22 protein-coding genes and 1 pseudogene are annotated in these 25,968 nt (G+C 58.1%); 9 read left to right on the forward strand and 14 right to left on the reverse strand.

Features of this window, described 5'->3' with window-relative positions; genetic code table 11:
• Positions 1-468: 468 nt before the first annotated feature.
• The 8 genes from ACWTU8_RS27950 (at position 469) to ACWTU8_RS27985 (ending at position 9,815) form a co-directional block, all read left to right on the forward strand.
• Entirely contained in the window at positions 469-756 is a 288-nt protein-coding gene (locus ACWTU8_RS27950) for a helix-turn-helix domain-containing protein (protein WP_455850671.1), read from the forward strand.
• A gap of 622 nt (positions 757-1,378) precedes the next feature.
• Complete coding sequence (locus ACWTU8_RS27955) at positions 1,379-2,308, forward strand: LysR family transcriptional regulator (protein WP_455850672.1); 930 nt, start codon at positions 1,379-1,381, stop codon at positions 2,306-2,308.
• Positions 2,309-2,498: 190 nt separating this feature from the next.
• Positions 2,499-3,932: an NAD-dependent succinate-semialdehyde dehydrogenase gene (locus tag ACWTU8_RS27960; protein WP_455850673.1), complete on the forward strand. Its 1,434-nt coding sequence runs from the start codon at positions 2,499-2,501 to the stop codon at positions 3,930-3,932.
• Positions 3,933-3,938: 6 nt separating this feature from the next.
• Positions 3,939-5,483, forward strand: a complete 1,545-nt coding sequence (locus ACWTU8_RS27965; protein WP_455850674.1) for a fumarate hydratase — start codon at positions 3,939-3,941, stop codon at positions 5,481-5,483.
• Positions 5,484-5,681: 198 nt separating this feature from the next.
• A complete protein-coding gene (locus ACWTU8_RS27970; RefSeq protein ID WP_455850675.1) occupies positions 5,682-6,167 on the forward strand; it encodes an Lrp/AsnC family transcriptional regulator in 486 nt (161 codons plus the stop codon).
• 163 nt (positions 6,168-6,330) lie between these two features.
• Positions 6,331-7,737 carry an aminotransferase gene (locus tag ACWTU8_RS27975; protein WP_455850676.1) on the forward strand — a complete coding sequence of 469 codons (1,407 nt, stop codon included), beginning with the start codon at positions 6,331-6,333 and terminating at the stop codon, positions 7,735-7,737.
• Positions 7,738-7,803: 66 nt separating this feature from the next.
• Complete coding sequence (locus ACWTU8_RS27980) at positions 7,804-8,211, forward strand: CoA transferase (RefSeq protein WP_455850756.1); 408 nt, start codon at positions 7,804-7,806, stop codon at positions 8,209-8,211.
• Between the two features lie 758 nt (positions 8,212-8,969).
• On the forward strand, positions 8,970-9,815 hold the full coding sequence (locus ACWTU8_RS27985) for a LuxR family transcriptional regulator (protein ID WP_455850677.1): 846 nt from the start codon (positions 8,970-8,972) through the stop codon (positions 9,813-9,815).
• A gap of 183 nt (positions 9,816-9,998) precedes the next feature.
• Here the strand turns inward: ACWTU8_RS27985 and ACWTU8_RS27990 are convergent, their stop codons facing one another.
• Both ACWTU8_RS27990 and ectB read right to left on the reverse strand, forming a co-directional pair.
• A complete protein-coding gene (locus ACWTU8_RS27990) occupies positions 9,999-10,841 on the reverse strand; it encodes a 2OG-Fe(II)-dependent halogenase WelO5 family protein (RefSeq protein ID WP_455850678.1) in 843 nt (280 codons plus the stop codon).
• Entirely contained in the window at positions 10,831-12,090 is a 1,260-nt protein-coding gene (gene ectB / locus ACWTU8_RS27995; protein ID WP_455850679.1) for a diaminobutyrate--2-oxoglutarate transaminase, read from the reverse strand. Before ectB ends, ACWTU8_RS27990 begins: the two co-directional genes overlap by 11 nt.
• Before the next feature lie 1,196 nt (positions 12,091-13,286).
• Between ectB and ACWTU8_RS28000 the strand changes: the two genes are divergently transcribed.
• Positions 13,287-13,991, forward strand: coding sequence for a winged helix-turn-helix domain-containing protein (locus ACWTU8_RS28000; protein ID WP_455850680.1), 705 nt, complete (start codon positions 13,287-13,289; stop codon positions 13,989-13,991).
• Positions 13,992-15,713: 1,722 nt separating this feature from the next.
• On the opposite strand, the gene ACWTU8_RS28005 is transcribed toward ACWTU8_RS28000, so the two are convergent.
• The 12 genes and pseudogenes from ACWTU8_RS28005 to ACWTU8_RS28060 all read right to left on the reverse strand — a co-directional run bounded on the left by ACWTU8_RS28005 (position 15,714) and on the right by ACWTU8_RS28060 (position 25,122).
• Positions 15,714-16,499 carry an ABC transporter permease gene (locus ACWTU8_RS28005; protein ID WP_455850757.1) on the reverse strand — a complete coding sequence of 262 codons (786 nt, stop codon included), beginning with the start codon at positions 16,497-16,499 and terminating at the stop codon, positions 15,714-15,716.
• Positions 16,499-17,416 (reverse strand): nodulation factor ABC transporter ATP-binding protein NodI, encoded by a 918-nt coding sequence (gene nodI / locus ACWTU8_RS28010; RefSeq protein WP_455850681.1) that lies wholly within the window; start codon positions 17,414-17,416, stop codon positions 16,499-16,501. The genes ACWTU8_RS28005 and nodI overlap by 1 nt, the downstream gene beginning before the upstream one ends.
• Positions 17,401-17,742, reverse strand: coding sequence for a hypothetical protein (locus tag ACWTU8_RS28015; RefSeq protein ID WP_455850682.1), 342 nt, complete (start codon positions 17,740-17,742; stop codon positions 17,401-17,403). The genes nodI and ACWTU8_RS28015 overlap by 16 nt, the downstream gene beginning before the upstream one ends.
• 56 nt (positions 17,743-17,798) lie before the next feature.
• Positions 17,799-18,659, reverse strand: a complete 861-nt coding sequence (locus ACWTU8_RS28020) for an SAM-dependent methyltransferase (protein ID WP_455850683.1) — start codon at positions 18,657-18,659, stop codon at positions 17,799-17,801.
• Entirely contained in the window at positions 18,656-20,041 is a 1,386-nt protein-coding gene (gene nodC / locus ACWTU8_RS28025; protein WP_455850684.1) for a chitooligosaccharide synthase NodC, read from the reverse strand. The genes ACWTU8_RS28020 and nodC overlap by 4 nt, the downstream gene beginning before the upstream one ends.
• Positions 20,042-20,056: 15 nt before the next feature.
• Positions 20,057-20,716, reverse strand: a complete 660-nt coding sequence (gene nodB, locus ACWTU8_RS28030) for a chitooligosaccharide deacetylase NodB (protein WP_455850685.1) — start codon at positions 20,714-20,716, stop codon at positions 20,057-20,059.
• Positions 20,713-21,303 (reverse strand): NodA family N-acyltransferase, encoded by a 591-nt coding sequence (locus ACWTU8_RS28035; RefSeq protein WP_455850758.1) that lies wholly within the window; start codon positions 21,301-21,303, stop codon positions 20,713-20,715. Before ACWTU8_RS28035 ends, nodB begins: the two co-directional genes overlap by 4 nt.
• A gap of 819 nt (positions 21,304-22,122) precedes the next feature.
• A complete protein-coding gene (locus tag ACWTU8_RS28040; RefSeq protein ID WP_455850759.1) occupies positions 22,123-22,338 on the reverse strand; it encodes an SAM-dependent methyltransferase in 216 nt (71 codons plus the stop codon).
• A 672-nt stretch (positions 22,339-23,010) separates the two neighbouring features.
• Positions 23,011-23,196 carry an ATP-binding cassette domain-containing protein gene (locus ACWTU8_RS28045; protein ID WP_455850686.1) on the reverse strand — a complete coding sequence of 62 codons (186 nt, stop codon included), beginning with the start codon at positions 23,194-23,196 and terminating at the stop codon, positions 23,011-23,013.
• A gap of 174 nt (positions 23,197-23,370) precedes the next feature.
• Complete coding sequence (locus ACWTU8_RS28050) at positions 23,371-23,589, reverse strand: hypothetical protein (RefSeq protein ID WP_455850687.1); 219 nt, start codon at positions 23,587-23,589, stop codon at positions 23,371-23,373.
• A pseudogene (locus ACWTU8_RS28055) lies at positions 23,586-23,914 on the reverse strand (transposase); the annotation flags it as partial. The gene ACWTU8_RS28050 and the pseudogene ACWTU8_RS28055, both read right to left, overlap by 4 nt.
• Positions 23,915-24,063: 149 nt before the next feature.
• On the reverse strand, positions 24,064-25,122 hold the full coding sequence (locus tag ACWTU8_RS28060) for an NADP(H)-dependent aldo-keto reductase (RefSeq protein WP_455850688.1): 1,059 nt from the start codon (positions 25,120-25,122) through the stop codon (positions 24,064-24,066).
• Positions 25,123-25,968: the final 846 nt, after the last annotated feature.

The raw sequence follows: 25,968 nt of genomic DNA on the forward strand, positions 1-25,968 counted from the left end.
CAGATGACTGAGAACTTGTGGTCTCGCGAGGCTATTTGCGCGATCAATTAACAACTGCCACCTATTGAGCTTGCGTGCTCGTGTAGGCCAGGCACCCATTCTTCATACAGCTGCGATGCACGATCCACTGGTCGAGGCTTGCAGCCTTCTCGGAAGTATTCAGCAAGCCGCGTATCCGCGACTCGCTATTCGTGAAGGACGGTCAGTATTCAACTTGCGCCGGGGAGTTGGCGGCATTCGATTTGGCTGTGGATCTCATCAGGACCCATGCTGGAGGAATAATCGCCCAAGAGGTCTGCCGGCATGCAACGGTAGAGGGGGGCAGCGCTCCGGTTCGAACCGTCAGGCATGTCCCTCGGGCATAGCGTTCGCGGGCGTGAGCGAGAGCCTTGTCGCCGCCACAAGGGTCATGGAGGAGAATATTGAGTTTCCACTCACGATCTCCAAGCTGTCCGAGCGTGTGGGGCTTTGAGGCGTCAGCTTGCCCGGCTCTTCGCGAAACACATCGGTGTCTCTCCCGTCAAATACTATCTCAAACTAAGAGTCGATTATGCCAAAAGATTGATTGAAGGCACGCGGCTGCCCCTGGTCGACACCAGGATAGCCAGCGGCGTCGTGTCCAAGTGCTTTCGGAAGATCCACGGGGTCTCGCCGCAGCAATTTCGCTTGACCGTGCCTGCCTGGGTCGGTCGAGGTATCGGCTGTTGCGATCGGTACCGGCCGAGTGATGCCCCTACTCGGCGCGCCTACCGGTGAGCTTCTAACAGCCAAATCAGCTGTACTGCGGGGGTTCGAAGAGGAATTGCCCTGCCGTGGCGACCCGCCCCGGGAGAGTGCCGTTTTCAAGGCGCTAAATTGGAGTTCTTAGGGCGGATCCGAGAAAAGGCAGTAGAGTGATCCGTATATCCGAATTGCACATGGAGCTTCCGCCATGCCGTTCGCTGCCCGTGCGGCCGGCTTACTCCCTCTGGGCTTTGTAGGAAGCATCGGGCAGTTCTCGGACAGCTGTAAACTCATCGAGCCGCGATGCATGCGCGACGGGTTGGCTTCGCCGGCGCCCTGGCGATCCATCCGGCACAGGAGCTTTCTCGCCGACTCTAGCGAAGATCGAATGGACGCGCCGTGTCGTCGCGGCGGAAAGGCTGCCGCAGGGCCGGGTCTGTACGCTTTTGCTATGGATGGCAAAACGATTGACCGCCGGTGGTGCGGCGTATCCATGAAGTCCTGGACCTTGTGGGCAGCAACTAACCTGCCTCTGGTTCGGCCGTATGGGGCCGCCAATCCCAGGTATGGGCGCGGCAGTATTGCAGCTTGCTCACCATCTCGTTTCAAGATAGATATCAAAAAATGGGGAGGCCCCAGCTAGGTTCCGTAAGCCGTGGAAATCAGGCAGTTAAAATATTTCGTCGGCGTAGTGGAGGCAGGCAGTTTTACGAAGGCATCTGCGCTCCTCCACATCGCTCAAAGCGCGCTTAGCCTTCATGTACGCCAACTGGAGGAACGCTTCGGCACTCAGCTTCTGGTACGTGACAGAACCGGCATCAGCGTGACGGCGTCCGGAGCCAAGCTGCTTGAGCGGGCGCGGACGATTCTTAAGGAAATCCAGCTCACCGAGGCGGAACTGACCAATACGGTGACCTCTCCCTCCGGAGAGGTGACTATTGGCATTCCGTCCGGAGCCGCTCGTGTCCTCAGCGGCCCACTGCTTGAGGCGGTAAGGAACGAACTACCGAGGGTCTCCCTCAAGATGATCGAGGGTATGACGGGACCGCTGGAGGAGTGGATGGCAGCCGGACGATTCAATCTGGCGGTTCTCTACCGCACCGAAGACAGTGTTGGGCGAATGACGGTCCTGGCGCGCGAAGAGCTTTCTCTGGTGGCGCCGACGGAGGAACCGCCTTTCGAAGAGTCGGTATGTCTTGCGGGCCTGCACGCGTTCCCGCTGGCGGTTCCTATGCGCAATAACAATGTCAGGCGTTCAGTGGCTGATGTCGTTGCACAGCACGGTTGTATGCTGGATGTCAGGTTTGAAGTGGACTCCCTCTCGACCATTATCAACATGGTCATTGAGGGAAAGGCATATTCTATTCTCGCCCCGTCGGCCGTTCAGAAAGAAGCCGCTCAGGGACTGGTCCGGACGGTCAAAATCGTGGATCCGGTGATTACCCGTTCCGTCGTGCTTGCGGTAAACCCGAAAGATGAGCGTTCTCCGGCCGTCTCCGCGGTTCGCAAACTCATCCCCAAGGTCGCCAGGACACTGATCGAGAACCGGCGCTGGTCAGCCACAGCTCCGGACGCGGGCTGGTAATCCCGTCACCCATAGGGCATCGGCCATTTCTAGTTTCCGCGGCCAGTCGATCTGGATTCCAGATGGAACTCGGCAACATTCCATATTTGACCAACCGCGACCATCGCGATGAAAATCGGCTCAAACGAGCATAGCGATTTGGTTTCGAACGCCGCTCGTATGGCAAGAAGTCACACACCTGGAGCACGCGATGTCCCACGGCACCAGCTACGAGCTTTTCATTAACGGCATGTGGCGAGCGGGTAGTGACGGAATCACTCTGCCGGTGATCAATCCGGCGACGGAGAAGGTATTTGCCTCCGTGGCCTCAGCGTCGGCGCCGGATATGGATGAGGCCCTCGCTTCGGCAGAGCGGAGCCGCACGGCTTGGTCCTCATGGCCTGCAAAAGATCGTGGCGAGATCCTCGTAGCAGCAGCCAGGATCTTGGCAGCGAAGGTCGAAGCCGCAGCCAAGGACCTGTCGGCCGAACAGGGAAAGACGATTGCCGAAGCGTCGGGTGAGTACGCGCGCGCTGTCGAAACGCTGGAGTGGAACGGCAGGCACGCCGAAGAGCTGTCGGCCCCGATTCCGTTGGGCCCGAACCGGATGATTGTGCCGGAACCTCTCGGTGTCGTTGCTGGCTTTACACCTTGGAACTATCCCGCCGTACTTATCGCCCGCAAGCTCGCTCCTGCGTTGGCAGCAGGCTGCCCGGTGATCCTAAAAGGGGCTGAAGAGACGCCCAGCGCGGCTGTCCATATCGTCGAAGCCTTGTGCCAAGCGGGTCTCCCGGACGGCGTGGTCAATCTCGTCTTCGGTGTGCCGGTGCTAATATCGCGACATCTTATCAGTTCGCCGATCGTGAAGGTCTTGACTTTCACGGGCTCCACGGCGGTTGGAAAACAGCTGGCAAAGCTCGCCGCGAATAACTTGCAGCGGTGCATCCTTGAACTCGGTGGGCATTCCCCGGTCATAATATGTGAGGATGCCGACCTGGCAAAGGCCATACCGGCAATCTCAGATTACAAGTTCGAATGCGCGGGCCAGAGTTGCAATGCGCCCAGCAGAATCCTCGTCGCGCAGGCTCTTTATGAGGAATTCCTGACCCAGGTGACTGAAGCCGCCAGCAAGATCAAGATCGGCCCACCGAACGAACCGGCGACGGAGATGGGACCGATGGCAAACGTGCGGCGAATCGAGGCCATGCAGCGTCTGATCAAAGATGCGGTCGATCGTGGCGCACGCATCGAGACAGGTGGCACCCGCCTCGACCGGCCGGGCTTTTACTGGCCGCCAACCATCCTGACAGGGGTGCGAAAGGATGCGAAAGTGCTTCATGAGGAGCCGTTCGGGCCGATCCTCACTGTGGCGCCGTTCGACACGATCGAAGAAGCGATCGAAGAAGCCAACGCCACCGAGTACGGCCTAGCCGCCTACTTCTTTACCGCCGCCGCCGATGTGAAACAGAAGCTGATCAACGGCCTTTCGGCGGGCGCGGTCAGTGTGAATTACCTGAAAGGGGTTTCCGCAGATGCGCCTTATGGAGGCGTCAAACAGAGTGGCTATGGATATGAAGGGGGCGAGCAGGGGGTGCGGAGCTTCCAAAACCTGAAAATGGTCAACGGGCTTGGGTCATTCGGATGAAATTTCGTGAATAACATCACACGGACCATCGCCGGCAAGGACATCACAAGGAGCGTTGCAGACGCCCTTCAATACATCTCATACTACCATCCCCCGGACTATATCCGATACCTTTCGCAGGCTTACGTGCGCGAACAGAGTCCGTCGGCGAAGAACGCCATCGGGCAGATTCTGCTGAACTCCCGCATGGCGGCCTTCGGGCGACGCCCGATCTGCCAGGACACCGGCCTCGTGGTGATCTTCGCAAAGATTGGCATGGGCGCCCGCATCAAATCAACGGCCAGTTTCGCGGACCTCGTGAATGAGGGCGTCCGTCGGGCATATCTCGACCCCGACAATCCCCTTCGGGCATCCATCGTGGCGGATCCGCTCGCCGGAAGGGTCAACACTCGTGACAACACGCCGGCGGTCATACACATCGACCTTGTGCCCGGCAATCAGATTGAGATCACCATTGCCGCAAAAGGGGGCGGGTCGGAAAACAAGGCGCGTTTCACCACCCTGAACCCCAGCGCGTCCGTTGCCGACTGGGTGGTCGACACCGTTTCGACCCTTGGCAGCGGATGGTGCCCGCCCGGCCTGATCTCGGTTGGCATCGGTGGTAGTGCTGAAAAGGCGATGCTGCTGGCCAAGGAGGTCATGAACGAGCCCATTGACATGTCGGAACTGATCGCCAGGGGGCCGTCAAGCGCAGAGGAGGCACTGCGGATTGAGCTTTATGAGCGGATTAACGCGCTGGGCATCGGCGCCCAGGGCCTTGGTGGTCTGACCACAGTCGTTGACGTCAAGGTTGCGACCTATCCTACCCATGCGGCTTCCAAGCCCGTGGCGCTAATTCCGCAATGCGCCGCCAACCGGCACCTGAAGTTCAGCTTGGACGGCTCTGGACCCATCAGGCTTGAGCCGCCCGACTTGCGCGAATGGCCAGAGATTGGGATCGAGGAATTGAAGCCAGCCGGCGTCCGGCGTGTTAACCTAGATATGCTTACGAAGGAAGAGACGGCATCGTGGCGCTGCGGGGAAACCCTCCTGTTGTCCGGAAAGATGCTGACGGGCCGTGACGCCGCCCACAAGCGAATGGTCGACTTGATCGATGCCGGCAAGCCGCTTCCGGTCGATCTGCGGGGACGCGTGATCTACTATGTCGGACCAGTCCGCGCGGTGAGGGATGAGGTAGTCGGGCCGGCTGGCCCAACAACCTCCAGCCGCATGGACGGCTTTACCGATAAGATGCTCGCCGAAACCGGGCTTTTCGCGATGGTGGGTAAGGCGGAGAGGGGTCCGGCGGCCATCGAGTCGATTGTCAGACACAGGACGCCCTATCTCATCGCAGTGGGTGGCGCTGCCTACCTGATTTCAAAATCGATCAAGTCGGCGCGGCCTGTTGCTTTCGAGGACCTGGGCATGGAAGCCATCCATGAATTCGATGTGCAGGACATGCCGGTCATCATGGCTGTCGATGTTGAGGGAAACTCCATTCACAATTCCGGACCTGTCGAGTGGCGTAAGCGCATGGCGGCCGACAGTATTGCGCGCAGCATCGGCCTGTAAATCTTTGGGGCTATGCAATCGGGTCGGCCTCTCGAAGCCCATCGAAGCGCTGCACAAGTCCGGCGGATCGTCTTTTGCCCCGCTCACCGGCAGCCAACGAACAATCTCTCCCCCGCCTACCGGTTTGACGTAATTGATTTCAACAATACATTGGTTAGGCATCAATTCCACGCCGACAGCGGGTTAGAGTAAAAAGTCATGAAGTCGAAACCCAACACTGTGCGCCTAGATGCCTGGGACATCCGGATTCTCTCGGAAGTCCAGGCAGACGGTCGGATTTCGAAAAGCGAGCTTGCGAGACGCGTTCATCTTTCGGCTTCGGCTTGTTCGGAGCGGCTCCGTATACTTGAAGCTGCAGGTATCATTGAAGGATATTACGCGCGGCTGAGTCCGACCCTCACTGGGGGCGTGATCTTCGTGATGGTGGAAGTGGTGCTGAACCGCCACCGTCTCGAGGACCAGCGACATTTCGAGACCGCGATTCAAGAGATCCCGGAAATCCTGGACTGCTGGGCTATTGGGGGACGGATCGACTACCTGATGCGCGTCGCAGCTCCTTCTATGGCTGCGTATCAGGATCTCATGGAGGGACTGCTGCAGACAGGCTTGGGAATCGATCAGTACTACAGCCTTATTGTGACGAAACCCGTCAAATCCAATTCCGCGATCCCCTTGGCCGCCTAGGGATCGGTGAGTTCGGGAGATGTGGTTTCGACGGCGATTGCGGCCAATTCCGTGAATTCGTCGGCTACGGACGCGCATTCCCGCGAAACGCGAGGTGTGTTTGCCGATATGATTAGCTCTAAAGAGGCGGTGAACCGGGTGTTCTCCGCCGAAGGAGAAGACGATGAGCCTGATCAATCTAGGAACCGAGCAACTCCGCGAGAAGGATCGAAGCTTCGTTTTTCATCCGTCCACGCACTTAGCCAAGCACAGTCGCGGTGAGACGCCGAACCGGATCATGGCCGGTGCAGAAGGCGTCTACATCTGGGATACGGATGGCCGAAAGAGCCTCGATGGTTTCGGCGGGCTCTACTGCGTCAATATGGGATATGGATGCACGGAGATTGCCGACGCCATTGCCCGGCAAGCGCACGAGTTACCTTTCGCACATGTCTATGCCAGCCAGGGCACGGAGCCAGTCGCCCTCTTGGCGGAGGCAGTAGTCGAATATTTCGGGCAGGAGATGCGAAAGGTCTATTTCGGCCTTTCAGGCTCTGACGCAAACGAAACCAACATCAAGCTGGTCTGGTACTACAACAACATTCTCGGCCGCCCTGAAAAGAAGAAGATCATTTCGCGACATCGCGGCTATCACGGATCCGGGCTGGTCACAGGAAGCCTGACGGGCCTTCCCTTCTTTCACGATTTTTTCGACCTACCTCTGGATTTGGTGCGCCATACAACGACGCCGCACCACTATCGCCAGGCGCATGACGGCGAAAGTGAGAAAGCCTTCTCCCGGCGTTGCGCCGACGAACTTGAAGCCCTTGTCCTCGCTGAAGGCCCGGAGACGGTTGCAGCCTTTATCGGAGAGCCGGTACTTGGGACCGGTGGCATCGTTCCGCCCCCAGAGGGATACTGGACGGCCATCCAAGGGGTGCTCGACAAGTACGATATCCTGCTAATCGCAGATGAAGTGGTTTGCGGCTTCGCGCGAACCGGCGCGAAATTCGGGTCCCACCTCTATGGTATGCGTCCGGACTTCGTCACCATCGCCAAGGGTTTGAGCTCCGCCTACCTCCCTATCTCTGGGTCAATAATTGGTGACCGAGTCTGGTCGGTATTGGAAGAAGGAACGGAAAAGCATGGCCCTCTCGGCCATGGCTGGACATATTCTGGTCACACCCTTTGCGCTGCGGCCGCACTCGCGAATATTCAATTGCTCAAGGAAAGAAATATCCTGGAACATGTCCAGAACGTCGGGCCCTACTGGCATGCTCGCATGAAAGCCGAACTGGGAGGCCATCCCATGGTCGGAGAAGTTCGCGGCGTCGGCATTCTTTCCGCCGTGGAACTAATGCAGAATCCAAAAGAACGGGTACCATTCAAGCCCGAACTTCAGGTCGGCGTTCGCGCCGCCGCAGCCCTGCTTGAAAACGGCGTCATCGCGCGTGCCATGCCCCATAGCGATACCCTCGGCTATGCGCCGCCACTGATCATCACCTGCAAGGAGATCGACGTCATAGTCGACGCGACCGCAAAATCGGTGGATACGACCTATCGCGCGCTGAAGGCGGAGGGTGCGATGTGATTCTGACGGAGCCAGCGAATACAAGCCATTCAGATCGATCTATGGCGCACATCACTGTGCCGACAGATAGGACGTGGTCCTTTCAGTTCAAGCGATCGTGAGTGGGCGAACTGTTGCGCGAACCTCCTGAAACAGCCTGGACTCACGCGCCGTCCTGGTTTCGCCGGCAACATGGAGCGTCTCAGCAATCGGGCCCTCTTGCACGAGATTATTGTTGATCGCCTTGCGCAACTACCAAGCGACGAAGCGATGAACGAGCTCGAAGCAGCAGCATCGCCTACGCCGCCTATATCAGCAGGCGGATATTTCGCAGCAGCCGCATCTGAGTCGAGCGGCCGTGTCGACCCAAGGTGGAGACGTCGACGTGATCGCGCCCGCCGCAGTGTTCCCAGAAATAGCTCCGGCGTTCCGCCTGTTGCCGCCCTTAGCGCCAAAGAGTTTCGGATTTCCCTGCGGCAGCAGGCGCACAGGTGATCAACCGATCGCCTTGGCGGTGCGATGTCAAAGACAAAAGGTGATGGCCGTTTTCGCTATCTGGCCGCACAGGTGGCGGCGATAAACTGATGTCAGGCGGCCCTGGTCATGGCTTTCCATTGGCTATGGCGGTCAGCCGGTAGAGATCGATCTGGAGGTTGGGCACTTCTGGAGTTCTGGCGTCGCGGGACGAAATGGTTCTGAGCGCAGAGAAGAACGAACGAACCTCTGCAGGCCTACCGGCGAGCGGAAGCCCCTGCATGGTGTTCTCCGTGTTCGTAATGGAAGTGCGGCCGTGGTGTCGCAATCGCCGAGCAAGGCAATTCTTTTCCCATAAGAATGATCGCCAATCGGATCGGACGCGCAGCTGATGCGGCTTTCGGTGGAGCTACGAATCCGGAGCAAGCAAATTCGTTATGAGGATCTGGAGAAGCACGGCGCCTCCATCCCGGACGGTCTTCAGCCGCGAGGAACTGATCGGAGGGTCTGGGTCGGAAACATTTCCAGCTGAGCACACGTCGCATAAGCAGCCGAAACTCTTCAGAATTTGAAGAGATGCCTCCAAATTTTAAACTTCCCGAACAGCTAGCGTAACCTACACTTTACTAAAGATCACTTTCCGGGTCGGGTGATGTGATGCATCTTTGGCGATGCCGGCCTGCCGAGGACGGTGAAGAGCAGCCCTACAGCCGGCAGGTTGTGCACCAGTGAACATCCGGCGCAAATGGCTGCCCGCAATTGGCTGCTGAGGAGAGACTATGGAACGCCCGCAGATGAATGCGGCCTCTCATTTTCTAGGGCTGGCAACCAGAGTGTCCGACCAGTTTTCTTTGGTGCCGTCGCTGCATTTCCCGAAGGCGCCTAGAGGAGCACTCGCGGTCGAGTTTGGTCGCTTTATCGACCAGACTGATGGTATTGCTCAATCCGAGCAATTGTTCGAGCTACTATCTGCTTTTGCCTTGAATCTTGATTTCCCGTGGATCGCCTATGACTCTCTTACACCCGACCAAAAATGTTTAATGCCCGTCCGACGCGATGAGGCGGTCATGCTGAATTATGCTGATGAATGGCAGAAGCGCTATTTCGAAATGGGTTATGACAGGATAGCCCCCATTTTAAAGACGTGTCGAAAGCGGGCAGGCGCCTTTCGATGGAGCGAAATGTATAACGACACAAGCACGACTGAAAACGAGCGGCGCGTTTTTGACGAGGCTGCGATGTTCGGCTTGAGGTCAGGCATTAGCGTTCCATTGCACGGCCCCCATGCCACCTTCGCGATCATGAGCTTTGCTCAACCCTGGGCCTGCGAACTCCAAAATAGAACAATCGATTATTTGCAGCTTGCCGCGTTACAATTTCATCATAAGGTCGCGAAATATACAAATCCGAGTGACGTCAAGGAGGCGCCTAGGCTTTCTTTGAGAGAAACTGAGTGCATTCTATGGGTTGCGAGAGGTAAATCGTCTTGGGAGATAGGAAGAATACTAGGGATATCATTAAACACGGTCAATTTCCACATAAAAAATGTAATGCGAAAATTGGATGCTGCTAACAGAAGGGTCGCTGCTGTAAAGGCCCTGAACTTCGGAATTATTGAGTTGTAAAAAGAGGTAAGATACTTTGCTATCGCGGCCCGCGGGCCGGCAACATCTGAAACGTCAGGACGAGCAGAATGATGCCGGCCCTTCGGACAGCACGACAGCCTGTGACGGGAGGGCGTTCCCGTCACAAAGGATGTTGACGCGTAAACTGCCGGCGGAAGCCAGTCAGTCGCTGCAACATCAACTTCAGGTCCACCAGAGAACAAGATCCGGCCGCGCAAATCCGAAGAAGCAGTTCAGCAGAAGGCGACGCTTTCCGTTGCCTGATTGTCGGGTGACACCGTGAACGAAACCGCCGTCGATTAGGACGATATCCCCGGCCTTGAGCTGGAAGTCGTGACAAGGAAAGGCATCGAGATAAGCTGCCGAATAGGGATAGCCCGTGGTCTCCACACCCTGCGACTTGCGATCGGTGACTGTCGGCTTATGACTCCATATCCGCACATTGCCGCCTTCCTCGGGCATGCTGGCATAGAAGTTGAGCGCGGCGACGGTGTTGTCCGCCACCGCAGGAATCTCGTAATTGCTCCCGGCAGATACGACTTGAGCAACGTCGTCGTGAGGCTCCAAGGCATACATGCCCGTGCCAGACCAAGACAGGGCACGACAAACATTGGCTTGGCCGTCCTCCGAACGAGCCAGTCGCAATTCAATGCCCTGATTGTGAAGCTCGCGCTTCAGGGCGTCGAATACTCCGCGGACCGGATCAACCAAGGTACCAAAAAGAGCGTTGACGAAGGGTCGCGCATCTTCCGCCTGTGCGAAATACGTGGCTGCATCGTTCCTGTAGTGAGATGCGCCGACATACTGTCCGGGAACGCCGTCTTTGCGCTCTTTGAGACCGGGATTGCGAATAAAGTTCGCGGTGATCTCCTCGGCCACTTCGCTACTGAAAGCTTGCTTGATGTGCAGGCCGGTGATGTCACCTTTCAGCACCGAGATTATCTCCGCAGTGCTGATCGAGCCCGTGCGTTCCGCGAGCGTAAGAGGCGAGATGGCTGGCGCCTGAGATACTTGGTCAGCGTTCATTGGCTTGCTCCTGTATTGCCTGATCGAGGATGGCGATGCCATCATGGAGTTCGTCATCGGTGATGGTTATGGGTGGGAGGACTTTGATGACGTCGCGATTTGGCCCTGAAGATTCGATCAGCAGGCCGTTTTCGAACGCGACATCGTGCACACGGCCGACAATGGCCGGTGAACGGCACTTAAGGCCAGCCATCAGGCCGCGGCCGCGTTTTCGTTCGATGCACTTCGGATATTTCCCAACGAGGCCATCAAGGAGTGCTTGCAGTTTGACGGCTGTCCGCTCGACACCTGCAAGAAACTCCCTGTCGGACCACATTTTGCACATCGCCCCTGCAGTCACGAAGGCGAGATTGTTGCCTCTGAATGTTCCACTGTGTTCCCCCGGCTTCCATATGTCCATTTCGGGGCGAATCAGAACGATAGAGAACGGACTGCCCGAACCGCTTAGAGACTTCGACAGGCACACGATGTCGGGTTCGATTTTCGAGAACTCGAACGAGAAGAAATCGCCCGTTCGGCCAGCACCTGCCTGAATGTCGTCAACGATCAAAACGATCCCGTGGTTGCGACAAATTCGCTGAATTTCGATGAGCCAGGCTGTGGACGCGGTGTTCATGCCGCCCTCTGCCTGGATGGTCTCCAGAATGATTGCGGCGGGCTTTTCTATGCCGCTCCCCGGGTCCCGCAGTACATGATCGATGTAGCTCGCGGAATCGAAGGTTGGGTTCGGATAGCCGTCATAGGGGACCCGGATCACATCGTGGCGAGCAACGCCGCCTAGCTCCCGGGTCGACGCCGAACCCGACACCGCCAACGAGCCCAGCGACATGCCATGGTACGCATTTGTGAAGGCCATGATGCTCGAGCGGCCGGTATATTTGCGCGCCAGTGCCAGTGCCGCTTCGTTAGCGTTTGTGCCGGTTGGCCCAGGAAACTGTATCTTATACGAAAGGCCCCTTGGTTTCAGAATGGAATCGACAAAGATTTCAATGAAGTCGCGCTTTGCGACCGTATACATATCAAGCGATAAGAGAATATTCCCGTCGACAAGATATTCAATTGCCGGAGCAACGATTTTTTCGTTGTTGTGTCCGTAGTTGAGGGCGCCAGATCCCACAAGGAAATCAATATAAGGCTTACCGGCCTCGTCCCAGATTGTCGCTCCAAGCGCTTTCGTAAAAATTGTGGGAAACGACCGCCCATAGCGACGGACGTTAGACTCATAAGCCGCGAAAACGTCGGTATTCATTTAGGGATCCCTCTGCACGTAGGCATTGCGTTCAACTAGATGGCAACTAGACGCGTTTGGTCGGCGATCGATATTCTTCAGCCAATCACCGAGCCACAGGGTATGGATTACGCATTCAGGCCATTCATTTCGTGAGACCGGTGTGGCGCCTTGCCAATCACTCCATCCATGGTGGTCTCCTTCGCAATTAAGTGGTTCAATGACCACAAGCACGCTGTTCTCAGATCGCGCGAGCTGTGCGCGATCGCGGGCCCTAACGTGCTCGCGTTTCGGCGGAAGTTAACTCATATTGAATGACGCGTGTTCGCGCTCACTGACCTGTAATAACTGAGAAACGCGAACAACCAACCTACTAAGGCTGGTAGTCTCCTGCGATCCAGAGCTACGTTTGTATCCTGCACATAGGCTCGCGTCGTCCATTCCGGATAAACTGACCCGTTTCAGTGTTTCGATGATCGGCTTCCGACCTAGAGGATCAGGAGCTGTTAGCGCTTGATACGCAGCTGATTTAAGTTGTCTGCCGAGTCGTGGAGGTTGGGAGACACTTGCCTCGCGAGGAAATCCTGTCCACAATGCTGCGCAACCGACACCTTATGTCGGGTTTGTCGAGTCCGCGACACGGTGGCGTTCGGTCTGGGTTGCTGCTGCAACTCGTTAGACCTTAATAATATATAGCAAACTCTTTATTGGCTCTTCGCCTTAGTTGGCATGAATCTTGATGCTCCTTTTCGGAAGGCGGCAGGAGCTGCCGTATCATCTCGTAGATGACATCGCGAGCGATGGAATGACGAAAGGAAGCCAAAGTGTCAGGCCTGCATCAGATAGATCGTGCTCGCACGAAGGGCGTCCCGACTTTGCTGTCGACGCTCCGCCCACAGGTAATAGGTGGCGTGGACGTGGATCCCTTAAAGCACCGCTTCCATTGCATCGGCCGACGCCGGCTTGGGGGCGCGTTGTCGAAAATTGACCGCGGTCTCCATTGCCGCTCCCGGGAGAGGCGGACCGCCGATATAGGCTATTTTATTTTGGGGGCATCTGTTTACGGCAACCGGAATTTCGAACCGGTCGCAGGCCGCGCCGGGAGTGGTTTAGGATCGGACAGATGAAACGATTTGGCCGGCGCAACGGACCGGCCCTTACGAGTAAGTTGCCGATGACACCGGTGCCGCTCCTTGATTGACGCAGGGAGCCCGCAGATGAAGCCACTGGTTCTAATCTGTTCGGAGGATGCTGAGTTCTACCTGTTCCTCAGTCACATCCTGGAGGTGGACGGCTTCGCGACCGAGCTGGCCGGCGGCGTCGAGGAAACGGTCCGGCAAGCCACTGAGCGAGAACCCCAGGCTGTCGTTCTCGACTGCCAGCCGGCCAGCGCTGTGGGGCAGGCGATCTGTGCCCGGTTGAAAGGCGAAATTCGGACCAGCGCCCGGCCCGTAGTCGCCCTAATCGCGCCCGGCGCCGCCGAGCACCAGCACCTCGATTTGCTCAAAACCGGCATCGACGAGAGTTTCGTGCGGCCCTTCGCGCCGGCCAAGCTGCTCGCCTACCTGCGCGCGGAGCTGGGGATGGCGCCCCTTGGTTCCGATGGCGGGGAGGGCGGAGAGTCGCTGATCTTCGGCGAGCTCGAAATCCGGCCTGCCAGCCACCGGGTGCGCTGCAACGGCCATCAACTCCATCTGGGGCCGATCGAGTTCAACCTCCTGTGTCATCTGATCGAGAATCCCGGCAAGGCGTGCAGCCGAGACGAACTGATTGGCGCGGCTTGGCCCGCTAACATCCATGTCGGCCCGCGCACCGTCGACGTCCATATCAGTCGGCTCAGACGGACCCTGAAGAAGGTCTCGTCCGAGAACGTCATCCGTACCATACGCTCGGCCGGCTATGCCCTAGAGCAGGAAACCTAGGCCTGACTGCGCACCCGGCAGCTATTGCTAAAGGGCAATAACTTTCGCTTTGGAGTGATAGTGGCCTTCCCGACCAGGTCCACCGCATAGAGCCGATCAAGCTCTGCCGCAGTTGCGCAAGGTACCGAATGTCCCCCGCGGCGGACCGGCGCGACCCACCGCAGACTCTGCCGTCTTATTTCGCTGCCCCTGCGGCACAGCGGAAGCAGAAAACTGGCGGTTCGACGCGCTCCGAGCCATCTCGCTTCCAGATGCCGAGGGCATGTAAACTGAATTTGACGCAAGCCGTGCGGCGGTTGATCCTCAAGAAAAATGCGCATAGCGCCATCGAAATTGGGAACCTGCAATGCAAGGGGTTGAGACCTTCCGGAATCTCCAGAACGAGGCAACCATATGGCACCGTTACCTCCATCACAATCGTGATCTGGATCTCCGGCTACAGGACACTGCAAGGTTCGTGACCGAGCAGCGAGCCTCATCCGGTATCGCCCACATCATAACGGGGGTATCTGAAGTCGCCGTCGCCGCTTCGATTGACTTAAGCGGCAAGCTGGAAGCCGAGTTCAACCGTCAGAGGGGCGGAGACGGTCGAGATCGGCCCTGCCAAACTCGAACAGAGGGATCGCTGTAACCGGTGCCAAGGTGGGGAGGGCGCGCTTCTTTATGCAGCGGCTGGAACCTCGAACCAGTGGGTTCGTCCGATCTCGTGGTATGCCGCGGTCCGGTATCGGCATGCAACGAGGACGCGTTGATTGTTTTCAATCAAACACAGGTGCGGTCCACCAAGACAACTAATCGCCGCCGCTTTCCGGTCGCCACGTGGCCGCGAGTTTTGCGCGGCGTGCCCTGCCGGTGTGCCTCCCAACCGGCAGGGCAGTTTTTCAAAGCACCGGATGGCGCTTTCGCAAATCGATGTTTGAGAAGAAGGTGATCCGCATATTGGGAGCGCACATTATGTGAACAACGGTTGTCAGACTCTCTATCCGGTTATCGCCCGCGCGCAGTGTGGCGGATGCCCATTTTCGCTGGGACTCGAACACAGCCGCACCGGTGTTTCAACATTCGAGCAGCAGCTGTTCGACGAAGCGCTGAGGAAAGCCGGATTCGGTTCAGCAGCGGCTTCAGCTCATGGCCACCTGCTTTCATATTTGCCCGCGGCAACGCCCCGCGAATATGCCTGCCTGCAATGGCGCGCGCGCGGCAAATCGGCTTGGGAGATCGGCTGCATTCTGGGGGTCAAGCGCCGCAGAGCAGCGTTTTCATCTCGCCTACCTGCGCGCAGAGTTGGGAATGGCGCCACTTGGTTCAGATGGCAGGGAGGGCGGAGGGTCGCTGATCTTAGGCGAGCTCGAAATCCGGCCTGCCAGCCGGTTCGGCCGCCTCGTGGATTTACGTCACAGAGCCGGCCAAGCTCAACCGCAGTTGCGCAAACTGCCGAATGTTTGCCGCCGAGGCAGCAGAACGGCGCGACCAATCTCCGACATTGCTCTTAAGACGGCTAACTCATCGCACCGATGCCGCGACAATCTGGTAGTGGCCTCTCACCTCGGCAGTACTGACCTCATTTATGCCGGCACCATAGTTGCGCGCGCGCCCTGGGGCTCCGCATTTTGCTCTCCCAAGCTCACCGCGCCCACGCCGAGCGCGCTTACCTTCAGGCCCTCGAGCAGTTTAGGATGTGGCATCGGCCATCTTCTTTTTCTCGTATTGGCCGTCAGTGCGTCAAGGCATGAGGCGTCGGCGAAACAGTGCCGATGACAGGAAGAACGGCAACACTGTGTAAATGCACAGTGCGCCGATATGCAGGCCGACGCTGACGGCCGGGCGACCAAGCATCGCCGGGCGAATAAGCTCGATCGAATGTGCAAGCGGCAGAAAGCCGCCCACCTGCTGAAAAACCCCAGCCATTCGGCTCACCGGGAAAACAGCCCCGGATAGGAAAAGCATGGGTGTGATGACCAGCGTCTGGTAAAAAATGACGTAGTCGTAACTGGGCGCAAGCGCCGTCACCACCATCGCCAGGCTCGCGAAAGCGAGGCCAGTAAGAGCAATGACAGGCAGTGCATAGAGAGCGGATGGCCATGCCACATAGCCCAGCATTGTGGCCACAATCATGATTCCGGTGCCGGCTAGAAAGGCCTTCGTGGCTGCCCACGCCAATTCACCCAGCACGATGTCGCCGAGCGTGAGCTGTGTGTACAGGATTCCTTCCCAAGTCCGCTGCATGCGGCCGAAAGTTGCATAGATCGTTTCGAAAGTGGAGGAGGTCATTGCGCTCGCGGCGACCATGCCCGCTGTTAAAAACGCAATGTAGGACGTGCCCTCAACGCGCCCCACCATTATTCCGAGGCCGAAGCCGAGCCCGAACAGGGAGATCATAGGGTCGGCCAGGTTGCCGATAAGCGAGGCAAGCGCGACTTTCTTCCATGCTAGATAGTTTCGGCGCCATACAGCAATCCAATTCCACGCATTGGCTGGCATAGCCGCCGCATAACGTTCGCCTATCATCATTTCTCCATCTCGCGTCCGGTCAGCCGCAAAAAAACGTCTTCCAGATTCGGCGGCCGCTGAAGCAGACGCAAACCCGCGCGCCCGTGCAGCTGCACGCGGACCTGCTCCGGATCGGGCGCATAGCAAAAGAGCGTCTCACCGCTCACCTCGATGCGCTGTACATAGGGCTTGATCATCGCAGTCAGTTCATTCGGATCACCACCGTATATCTCAAGCACCTGGCACCCGATCTGTTCTTCGATCAGTGCGTGTGGGCGACCCTCTGCGATAATGCGCCCTGCCTCCAGTACGCACAGCCGGTTGCACAGCCGCTCGGCCTCTTCCATGAAGTGGGTGGTCAAGATGATCGTCTTGCCCAGCGCCAGGAGCTTGCGCAGCCTCTCCCAGATCAGGTGGCGCGCGTGCGGATCAAGGCCTGTGGTCGGCTCGTCCATGACAAGCAGCTGTGGGTCGTTGATCAGTGCACGCGCCAGCGTCAGGCGCCGCTTCATGCCACCGGACAGTGCGCCGACGCGGGCATCGGCCTTGCTTTCGAGGCGGGCGAACTCAAGCAGAGATGGTATCACTGCTTTCACCGCGCGTGTGCTCATGCCGAAATAGCGCCCGAACACCAACAGGTTCTCACGTACGGTGAACTCAAGGTCGAGGTTGTCGAACTGCGGGACGACCCCGATGCGCCCGCGTGCCAGGCGAGCGCGTGCTGGTACTGGCATGCCGAGCACCGTGATCTTACCGGCGTCAGGCGGTGTCATGCCGAGAAGCATACGCGTAATCGTACTTTTGCCCGCGCCGTTCGGGCCCAGCAGGCCGAAGCATTCTCCTGCCGCAACAGTGAACGACAGCCCGTTCACTACCAATTTGTTGCCATATGACTTGCTCACGCCGTCCAGGTCGATGGCTAGCGTGGTGGACATGCGCTCGCCTCCCCCTGCAAAACGCCGTCGACCAGCACCACGTCCCTTGGAGAAAACTGCGAAGACTCGAGGGGAGAGAGGAGGGGCACGCCGCTGATGACCAAGATCTGCGAATTGGCCTCACCGTGCCAGCACTCGCTCACGCCCTTATCACCATCCCTTGCATCCTGACCGCCTTCCGCGACTGCGGTCCCACTCGTGTCAAGATACCCGGCGATCTGATTGGGCAGACCCTCGTCTTGCCTCTCCTGTTCAAAGTGACAGACGAGGCATCCGTCCTCGACATGGCCAATCGCCCCGTCACGCGTCAGCTTCATGCCGTCCATGCGCATAGTGCCTCCGTTTGACGCACGCACGCTAGTCAGCCTTCACAGAGAGGTCGTCACTGCTTGCAGTCAGATGCCGTTTCGCTTCCTGTGTGTCTGGTCGTGAACCGGTTGTGGAGCTCCGCTCCGTCCTCCACATCAGATAAAGCATGGCTAAATAGTACCCGACCTGAGTGAGCACGGCGCAGAGAACCGTCTGACCGAACGAACCGGTCAAGCAATAGGTCGCCGCGGCGAAGGCCGCTGATGCACCGATCACGTGTATCAAGAAATATGATGCTTCCATTCGGCTCTCCTAGTCTCCCGCTTTCGTCGGCCGGAATTCGATCCGCCCCGAATCGAACTTCGAAACCGGAGCACGCTGTCTTTGTTGATGATTCACATCTGCACCTGCTGACGGTGGGCCTGGTCTTATGGGGCATGCTGTTGCGGTGTCCGCGCCGGCGGCGTGCCCCAGCACCGACCAGTGGCATCGCGCGCTGAACGAAAGCCAAATGCCGCCCGACGCGAGCATAGTCGCCAGCTTTCGGATAGCCGCGCACATATCGGCCTTGACCGCGGCGGCCGTATAGAATTTCCGCAGCGACAATCAGATCGAACGGCTCCTGGCTCGAGAACATTTCAACCTCTCTGAGCCTCAGGCAGACGTGTTGCGGCTCGTTCATTGGTTCTCGCCTCGAGCTTTTGCTCGCGGCACGACAGCGATGACCGTGAGCCTGCGGCAGTGAGGCGAATGTTCCGTCAAATGCCCCGGCCGGGCATCCGATTTGGAGCGCGTTTGTAATAGGCCACTGGGAAAGCGACAGCTCGGGCGCTTGCGGGCGATGCCTGCGCTCGAACGGATTGCCGTCGAGCCACCATGGACCGTCCGTGGCCAATTCTAAATGCAACCAGTGGCGACTATCGTGCTCTGTCAAGACTTGTCTCTAAGATCCGATAGGCAATCACTCTTGGTGCCGATGCCGGACGACGTCACCGTTGAGAACTCCCTCAAAAGAGTGGGCCTGCGCGATGGCGCCGCATTATCCGGCAAGTCCGTGGCTCTCGAACCAACATCGGGGTTTCTGATCGGGACGCCTTTGCCACCGCCGTCTGGAAGCGTGGCAGCAGAGTCACGCGACAACCAGTCGCTGTTGCTCAATGTGCAAAGCGCATACGCCTTCAAAGGAAGCAGAAGAAAGAGATTGATTGGAGTGTGTAAACAAAACCCCAAAAACCGCAGTTCGCGAGCACGAAATGCTGCCACGCTGCAGCGGATCATGGTCATGGCCGCAATCATGATGCCTGTCCACCAAGGCACTGTGCCAGTCAGCGCCAGGTGCGCGATCCCTGTTGATACCGAGACGGCGAGGAGCAGCGGCCCGATATTTTGTCCGACCACGTCCAACGTGAGATAGCGATCAAGGCTGGGTAGCAGGCGCAGCGAAAGCAATGTGTCTCTGAAGGTGCTTCGCGCCCATCGCAGTTGTTGGCGCAGATATGGTCGCAGCCGATCCGGCACGACCGTTGCCGCGATCGCGTCCGGGATATACTCGGTTCGATGGCCTGCCTTCAGCATGAGGATCGTGAGATGGCGGTCCTCACCGAAGTCGCTTAGCTTCCCACGAAACAGCTGCGTTTCGTACTGATCAAGAACCTTAAGCAGCGCCGACCGGCGGTACATGGCACATGGGCCACAGCAGCACATGACCGCACCGAAACGAGCCTGTGCCGCGCGCTCCTCGTTGCAAGCAAGCCAGTATTCCATATCGATCAACCGGGTCAGCCAATTCTCGTTCCTGTTGCTGGCTATCAACTGACCCATGGCAGCGCCGATCTGTGGATCTCGCATCTTCAGCGCGAGCTTCGTCACGACGTCGGGAGCGAGCGTCGTATCGGAGTCGACGTTGAGCACCAAGTCTCCGGACGAGCGGCGTATCGCGGCGATCTGCGCCTTGCGCTTTCCAACATTCTGCGGAAGCAGAATGAAGTTAAACCTCGGGTCAAGCGCATAGAGATCGTGAACAGGTCCCACGGCAACGCGATTTGCAGACCCGTCATCAACCACATAGACCCGCAGTTTTCCGGCGTAGTCTTGGTCCGCAATTGAGGCTAGGCAGGCCGAGAGCGTGCCCGGGCCCTCATTGTAGCAGGGAATGATGACGTCCACGCTCGGCAGAAGCTGCGAGCCGGCCGGGCCATCCGAGGTCGACGGGAGATCGGCCGGCGAAGCATACACCGTCTGCATGCTTTTGTACGCAGCCGAGAGCAGCGCATAGGTCGAGACAGCACCAGTGCTGATTGCGTCGAGCAGGGTCATGGGATTTCACTTCGTTCAGTGGTGTTGGGGGAGGGAGCGGATTGCAAACCCCCGCTCATGCAGCTCCGGAATCAGCCGAGACAGAGCCATGACGGTCTGGTCCCGCAGACCGGCCTGAGCGTCCGGTCTGAACTCGCTGGGAGGACAGCCGTCGTGCAAGAGCACGATCGCGCCCGGCCGGACAGAGCCACTTACCGTATCGACAATCGCGTCGACGCCAGGACGAGACCAGTCTCGAGGGTCAATCGACCAGTGAACCGGCATCAGGCCAGCGCGCACACAAGTCGTGAGTGCTTGTTCCGTCCAGGTGCCATACGGAACGCGCATATGCGCCACTGAAGCTTGGGGGCAGGCAATCCGAATGACCCTGTTTGCCTCAAGTATTTCATAGTGTATCTGGCTAGGTCGGCATTCGGAAAAGTCGGGATGCGTCATTGTGTGATTAGCGACCCTGTGCCCTTCTGCAATCATTCGTTGGATGAGTTTGGGCTGGTCTGCCGCATACGCCCCGATGACGAAGAAAGTTGCCGACGCCTGGTTTTCCGCCAGCAGATCGAGGACGTCCGGTGTGCAAACCGGATTAGGACCGTCGTCAAACGTCAAATAAACTGCGCGCCGGCCAGTGCCGTCGGCACATTCACCACGGACTTCGGATATGCAGTTGAGGGCTCTCACAGCTCTGGTCCGTTCCGATCGATTATCGTGCCGGACGGCCATTCGGACATCGGCTGTGCAATCGGGAGAACAATGAGGACTACGTCCTCCGTGCGGGTGGGCGGTTTGTCCAAACGCGCACATGGGAGGGTCGATCGCATGCGGATCCCAGCCATGATCGTCGCCAGACCGTGTCGGCTGAACCTTGCAATATGATGCTGCAGCGCGGGTCGAACCGTCCCGAAGGCGAATGGGATCTTGAGCTCCTGCAGTAAAGGATGCATGACCCGGACTGAATGGCCAATCCAGAGTCCCTCAAGATCCGGACGTACCCCATACAGGCCAAGTTCACCCACCAGCAGATCGACGGCGCCAATCCTGATGAAGCGGCGCAGCAGGCCGATGTGAGCCGCCACCCCCTTCGAGTCGTAGCCGATGGCACGCAGCTCGGGCCTCGCGCCGCCCCAACTTTGGCTGCCTTCGAATGGCTTTGCGTTGAAACTCCCGGTCTGCCCATAGATCTTGCGAAAGAACGCGGCAAGTTCCACATGGTCGTCAAGATCGAGTTCATTTTCCCAGCACAGTCTCCAGCGCAATTTAGAGCGCATGGAACAACTCACCATTTCTTGCTGTTCTGTTGACTCACGCATCACGCGATCCGATTTATAAACAACTTGAAAGCTATCCGTTGCGGTTTGAGCAGATTAGCTGGAGCTTGGTCAGTTAAGCCAGCGAGATGTAGCTTGCTCACACTGACAAATAGCGTGGCCGCAATGGACACGGTCCTCGATTGACGCTCTGAATACCACGAGAGGTCTTTCTCCTTACAGATCTGAATCTAAGCTTCGACTGCTTAATGCAGCATTTGCTAAACTAGGTAAAATCGATTGTTTTGATGGAAGTCATCCATGGCGTGGATAAGCCATCGTCACCCTGAGCATCAGGCGTCACGAGCAGCTTGTTCGCCCATTCACCACCCCATGCATTCAGGCCGCGCCTGGCGACGGCCATACTTGGTCCAGATAACCCACGTCTGATAGGCAGACCGGCGCCTTCCTTCTCCTGATCAAAGTCACAGAAAGGTGTCGGTCCTGACACGGGGCGCTCGCCCCGTCTGCGTCAGCTTGAGGCCACAAACTCGCATAGTGCCTCCATGTTCAATGCCCGCGGGCTATCCAGGCTCCATAAAGACATCTTTACTGCTTTCGCTCAGAGGCTGCCGCGGCTCCTGTGTGTTTTGACCGTGGAACTTTTGTGGAGCTCCGCTCCGACCTGAACACGGCATAAAGCATCGCTAAGAAGTACCCGACCGAACGAGCACGTGGCAGAGAACCGTCCGAACGAACGAACCGGTAAGGTAATAGGTCGCGGCGAAAGTCGCCGACGCGCCGATCAAACTTATCAAGAAACGTGATCCGTCCATTCGGCTACCTTGGCCTCCCGCTTTCGTCTGCCAGAATTCGAGATAGCCAAAGCCGGCTTGGGCTTCGAAAGCGAGCGAACAACAAGTCTTTGTTGATGGATTCACTTCGGCACTGCTGAAGATCGACCTGGATCAAGATCTCGTTCAACATGGCAATTAAGGTCTCGGCGCCAATGACGTGCCCCCAGAGGCCGGCAAGTGGAATTGCCGAAAACCAGATGCCCTTCCGGCGAGAGCATGCTCACCAGGTTTCCGAGGCTGTGCGCACATCGGGTATCCCCCCGAGGAAGTAGTAGACATCGCAGTTCGCGAGCACGGAACGCTGCCACGCTGCAGCGGACCTTCGCCGGCTCCAGGATCATCAGGGGCGGATCTTGGCTGTCATCGCCATGTGCCGCGTGCCGGAGCCGAGTGCTCGTTGATTTCTGTCACAAACGATTCCGCTGTCACAAACAAACCCAGCAAGCCACGCGGTTGCAGCCAGCAGGGAGGACTTCCTCATTTCTGTCTCCGTTAATCAATTTGGGAAGGATTAATCGTGTCAAAGCCACCTGCAATGTGGGTCGCAGGGTGGCGGGCCATCGCAAACCCGAACATAGAGACCATTGCTGACGATATCCTGACGAAGTCGCGGTCATCGTCAAAGATTGGGGTTGGTTTCCGACTTTCAATCACCCACCTCTTGCAGGTGATGAATCGCGCGTGCTTCCTTGTCTGGCACGGAATCACGGGGGCAATGCCATCACGGAGGGCTAACGCATGGTTTGTAGCGCCCCTACTCTTAGCAGATCAGCATGGCCTTCCCCCCGTAACCATCCGCCCTTTGTCCAGGGCCACAATCTTGTCGGTCAAATGAATGGTGCTCAGTCAACGAGCGATGACGACGACGGTCTTACCGGCCCGACGTAGTTCCGCTATCCCTCCCAGGACAGACGTCTCGGGAACCGAAGAGAGAGGAGCCCGCCTCATCGAGGATCAGGATCTCCGGATGCCGGTACAGAGCCCACGCCAACGCAAGACACTGTTTCTCGCCGCCGGAGAGGCGTCGCCGTTGTTGCCGGATAGGGCCGGAAGCCACCGGGCCAGTGCGCTGCTGTATCCCTAATTTAGCAGACTTGCTGGATATTCTCGATGTCCGGCTCGAACTCGCCTATCATGCTGTTGAGAAGTTCACCTGCGAGCGATGAAATCTGCGCGCGTCGCGTTGTTGAAGCAGGATTTTTGCCGTGTAATGGAAGCGTCTTGTTGGATTTCAGTCCTGCCGTGGCCTCTTGTCCATTCCGTCATTGCCCTGGCAGGAGAAAGCGACATAATTGCCCCGCCCGCGCCGAACATCTACCGGTGACGCAGCCGAGGCGAATTCACCGGACCCGTTGGGCCCGAAGAGGATGTAGCCGGGCTCCACCATGTTGCGATAGCTGTCAACATAGTCGGGCATCTCAACGATCCGCCAGCGGCCGAGCAGGTTCATGCCGTGGCAGCCAAATGCCTCGGCAGGCGAATGAGATTGTAGGCCGCCAGGTTCAAGGTGAAGGCAGCATTCACACGGGCACGTCGTCCAGCTTGACCTTGGCCATGCCGGCGGATGACTTGATCCACCAAACACCTCCTCGATCCGCTCGCGGCAGCGCTGGCTGGCGGCAAAACTTTGCCCTCGCGCAGGTCCCTGATGAAAGCGCGCACGTCATAGGCTTTGTCGGTGCCCAGCGTATGCGCCCTTCGTGAGGGCCGGCGCTTCACCATGGCTAGCGCCGCTCCCGCTCGGCCGATCCTGTCGGCAGAGTGACGCCGTCAATGCCGTGCTCCTGGACAACATGTCGGTCGAGCAGCTTGCTCGCGCGGTGGCGATGGTCGGCGCCGTGCGCGATCACAGAAGCACTATCGAGTAGCCAGGCTTCGGTCAGAGCCACTGGATCGAACCCGTGGCATCGAGGCGAACGGGTCGTTAGGCTGCGGGTGGCGTTCCATAACGCTGGTAAATGGCTTGAATTCCATCGAGGACCTCGCGTGAAAGGCTGACGTCCACACTGGCGATGTTGTGCTTCAGTTGCAGCACGGAGGTGCCGCCCACGAGCGTACTTGCAACGAACGGGCGGCTGGTGACGAACGACAACGCGCCATGCACCGGGTCAATGCCATGTTCTCGAAAAAGCGTGGTGTAGGCGAGGGCCGCGTGCTGGGCCCTTTCATTGCTGTAGCGAAAGAACCGTTTGAACAAGTTCAGCCGAGAGCCTGCTGGAAGCTGCCCCCCCAAATACTTGCCAGTCAATGTACCCATCGCCAGCGGCGAATAGGCTAGGAGGCCGACGCGTTCGCGCTGAGCCATCTCGGCAAGGCCGTTCTCGAAGTCGAGGTTGAGCAGATTGTACGGATTTTGTATACTTACCACGCGGGTCAAACCGTGTATTTCCGCGTAATGCAGGAAGCGCGCAAGACCCCAAGGTGTTTCGTTGCAGAGCCCGATGTGACGAACCCGACTGCTTTTGACGAGCGCGTCCAACGCTTCCAGCGTCTCCCGGATCGGGACCGTATCCTCGTCGAGTTCGTACTGATAGTCTAGCGATTGAAAGACGTTGGTGCTGCGGTCGGGCCAGTGCAGTTGGTACAGGTCAATATAGTCCGTCTGGAGCCTTTGAAGGCTGGCGTCTAGGGCCTCAAACAGATTGGCGCGTGTATAGCTGACGCGGCCGCCGCGCACATAGGGCAGGTTCGCCTTGCCTGCTCGAACCGGCCCGATAGCTTTGGTCGCGAGCACGACGTCTTGCCTGCGGCCGGTGTTGTTGCGTAGCCAACTGCCTATATAGACTTCCGAAAGTCCATGTGTCTCCGCGCGGGGTGGCACAGGGTACATCTCGGCCGTGTCGACCAGGTTTATGCCAGCCTCTAGAGCTGCATCCAGTTGCGCGTGCGCCTCGGCTTCGGTGTTCTGCTCTCCCCAGCTCATAGTGCCCAAGCCGAGCGCGCTAATCCTCAGGCCGCTCCAGCCAAGTTCACGATAGTGCATCGGGTATCTCCTTCTTCTCGTATTTGTGGTAAGTGCACCAAGGTATCAGGCGTCGACGCAATAGTGCCGCCGAAACGCCTCGATTGAGGCTCTGCCAAACGAACAGAAGGGTTTCTCTCGAGCCGGGCTGCAGACGATCATCCTCAAGGTCCCAAGTTTGAGCTTCGAATTCTTTAATGCAGCACCTTCTAAAATTGGCAAAATCGATTGTTTTGATGGCATTCATCCAAGTCGTGGATGAGGGCGCCGCGAACCTGAGCAGCATCAAGCACGACCAGCTTTCGCCCATTCCGTTTGACGCGTCTTATGTAAAGGCCGATGCGACACCATTATGCCAAGTCAACCTTGAGCAAGGCGGCCCGCTCTCGCGGGAGGATCTACAGTCGAACAGCCGACGAAAGCGGCATCAGAACGGGCTAGTTCAAGAATTTCCGTTGCAATGCCCATAAGGCGGGGGCCGCAAACATCCCACTGTAAGAGACCCACCGCAGCCGCGCCGAGAAGGGCAAGAGCGTAACAGAGCGATAGTGGGAAGGGGCGACGGCGATTCTCGAGCCGGCAGCATAGGAAGCGCCAGGATCGGATACGCCGTTGCGGGAATGTTTTCCTGTTGCGACACAACGACGTGGTCGAGGCCGTGAATGGTGGCGCCAGTCACCCTGAAAGCGCGAGAACTCGTGCTGGCGAGAGATCATGTCACGGTACTCGTCCACAAGCAGAAGCTGGGCCAATATCGCATGGCGGTGAAGATTTGGATGCCACATGCGCGCCCCCACCGTCGAGCCACTGCGCCTAGGGCAGGTAAGCTCGCGTCCGCCGGAACCCGGAGCCTAACGAGGGACAGGC

It is taken from the genome of Mesorhizobium sp. BHbdii (assembly GCF_053848045.1).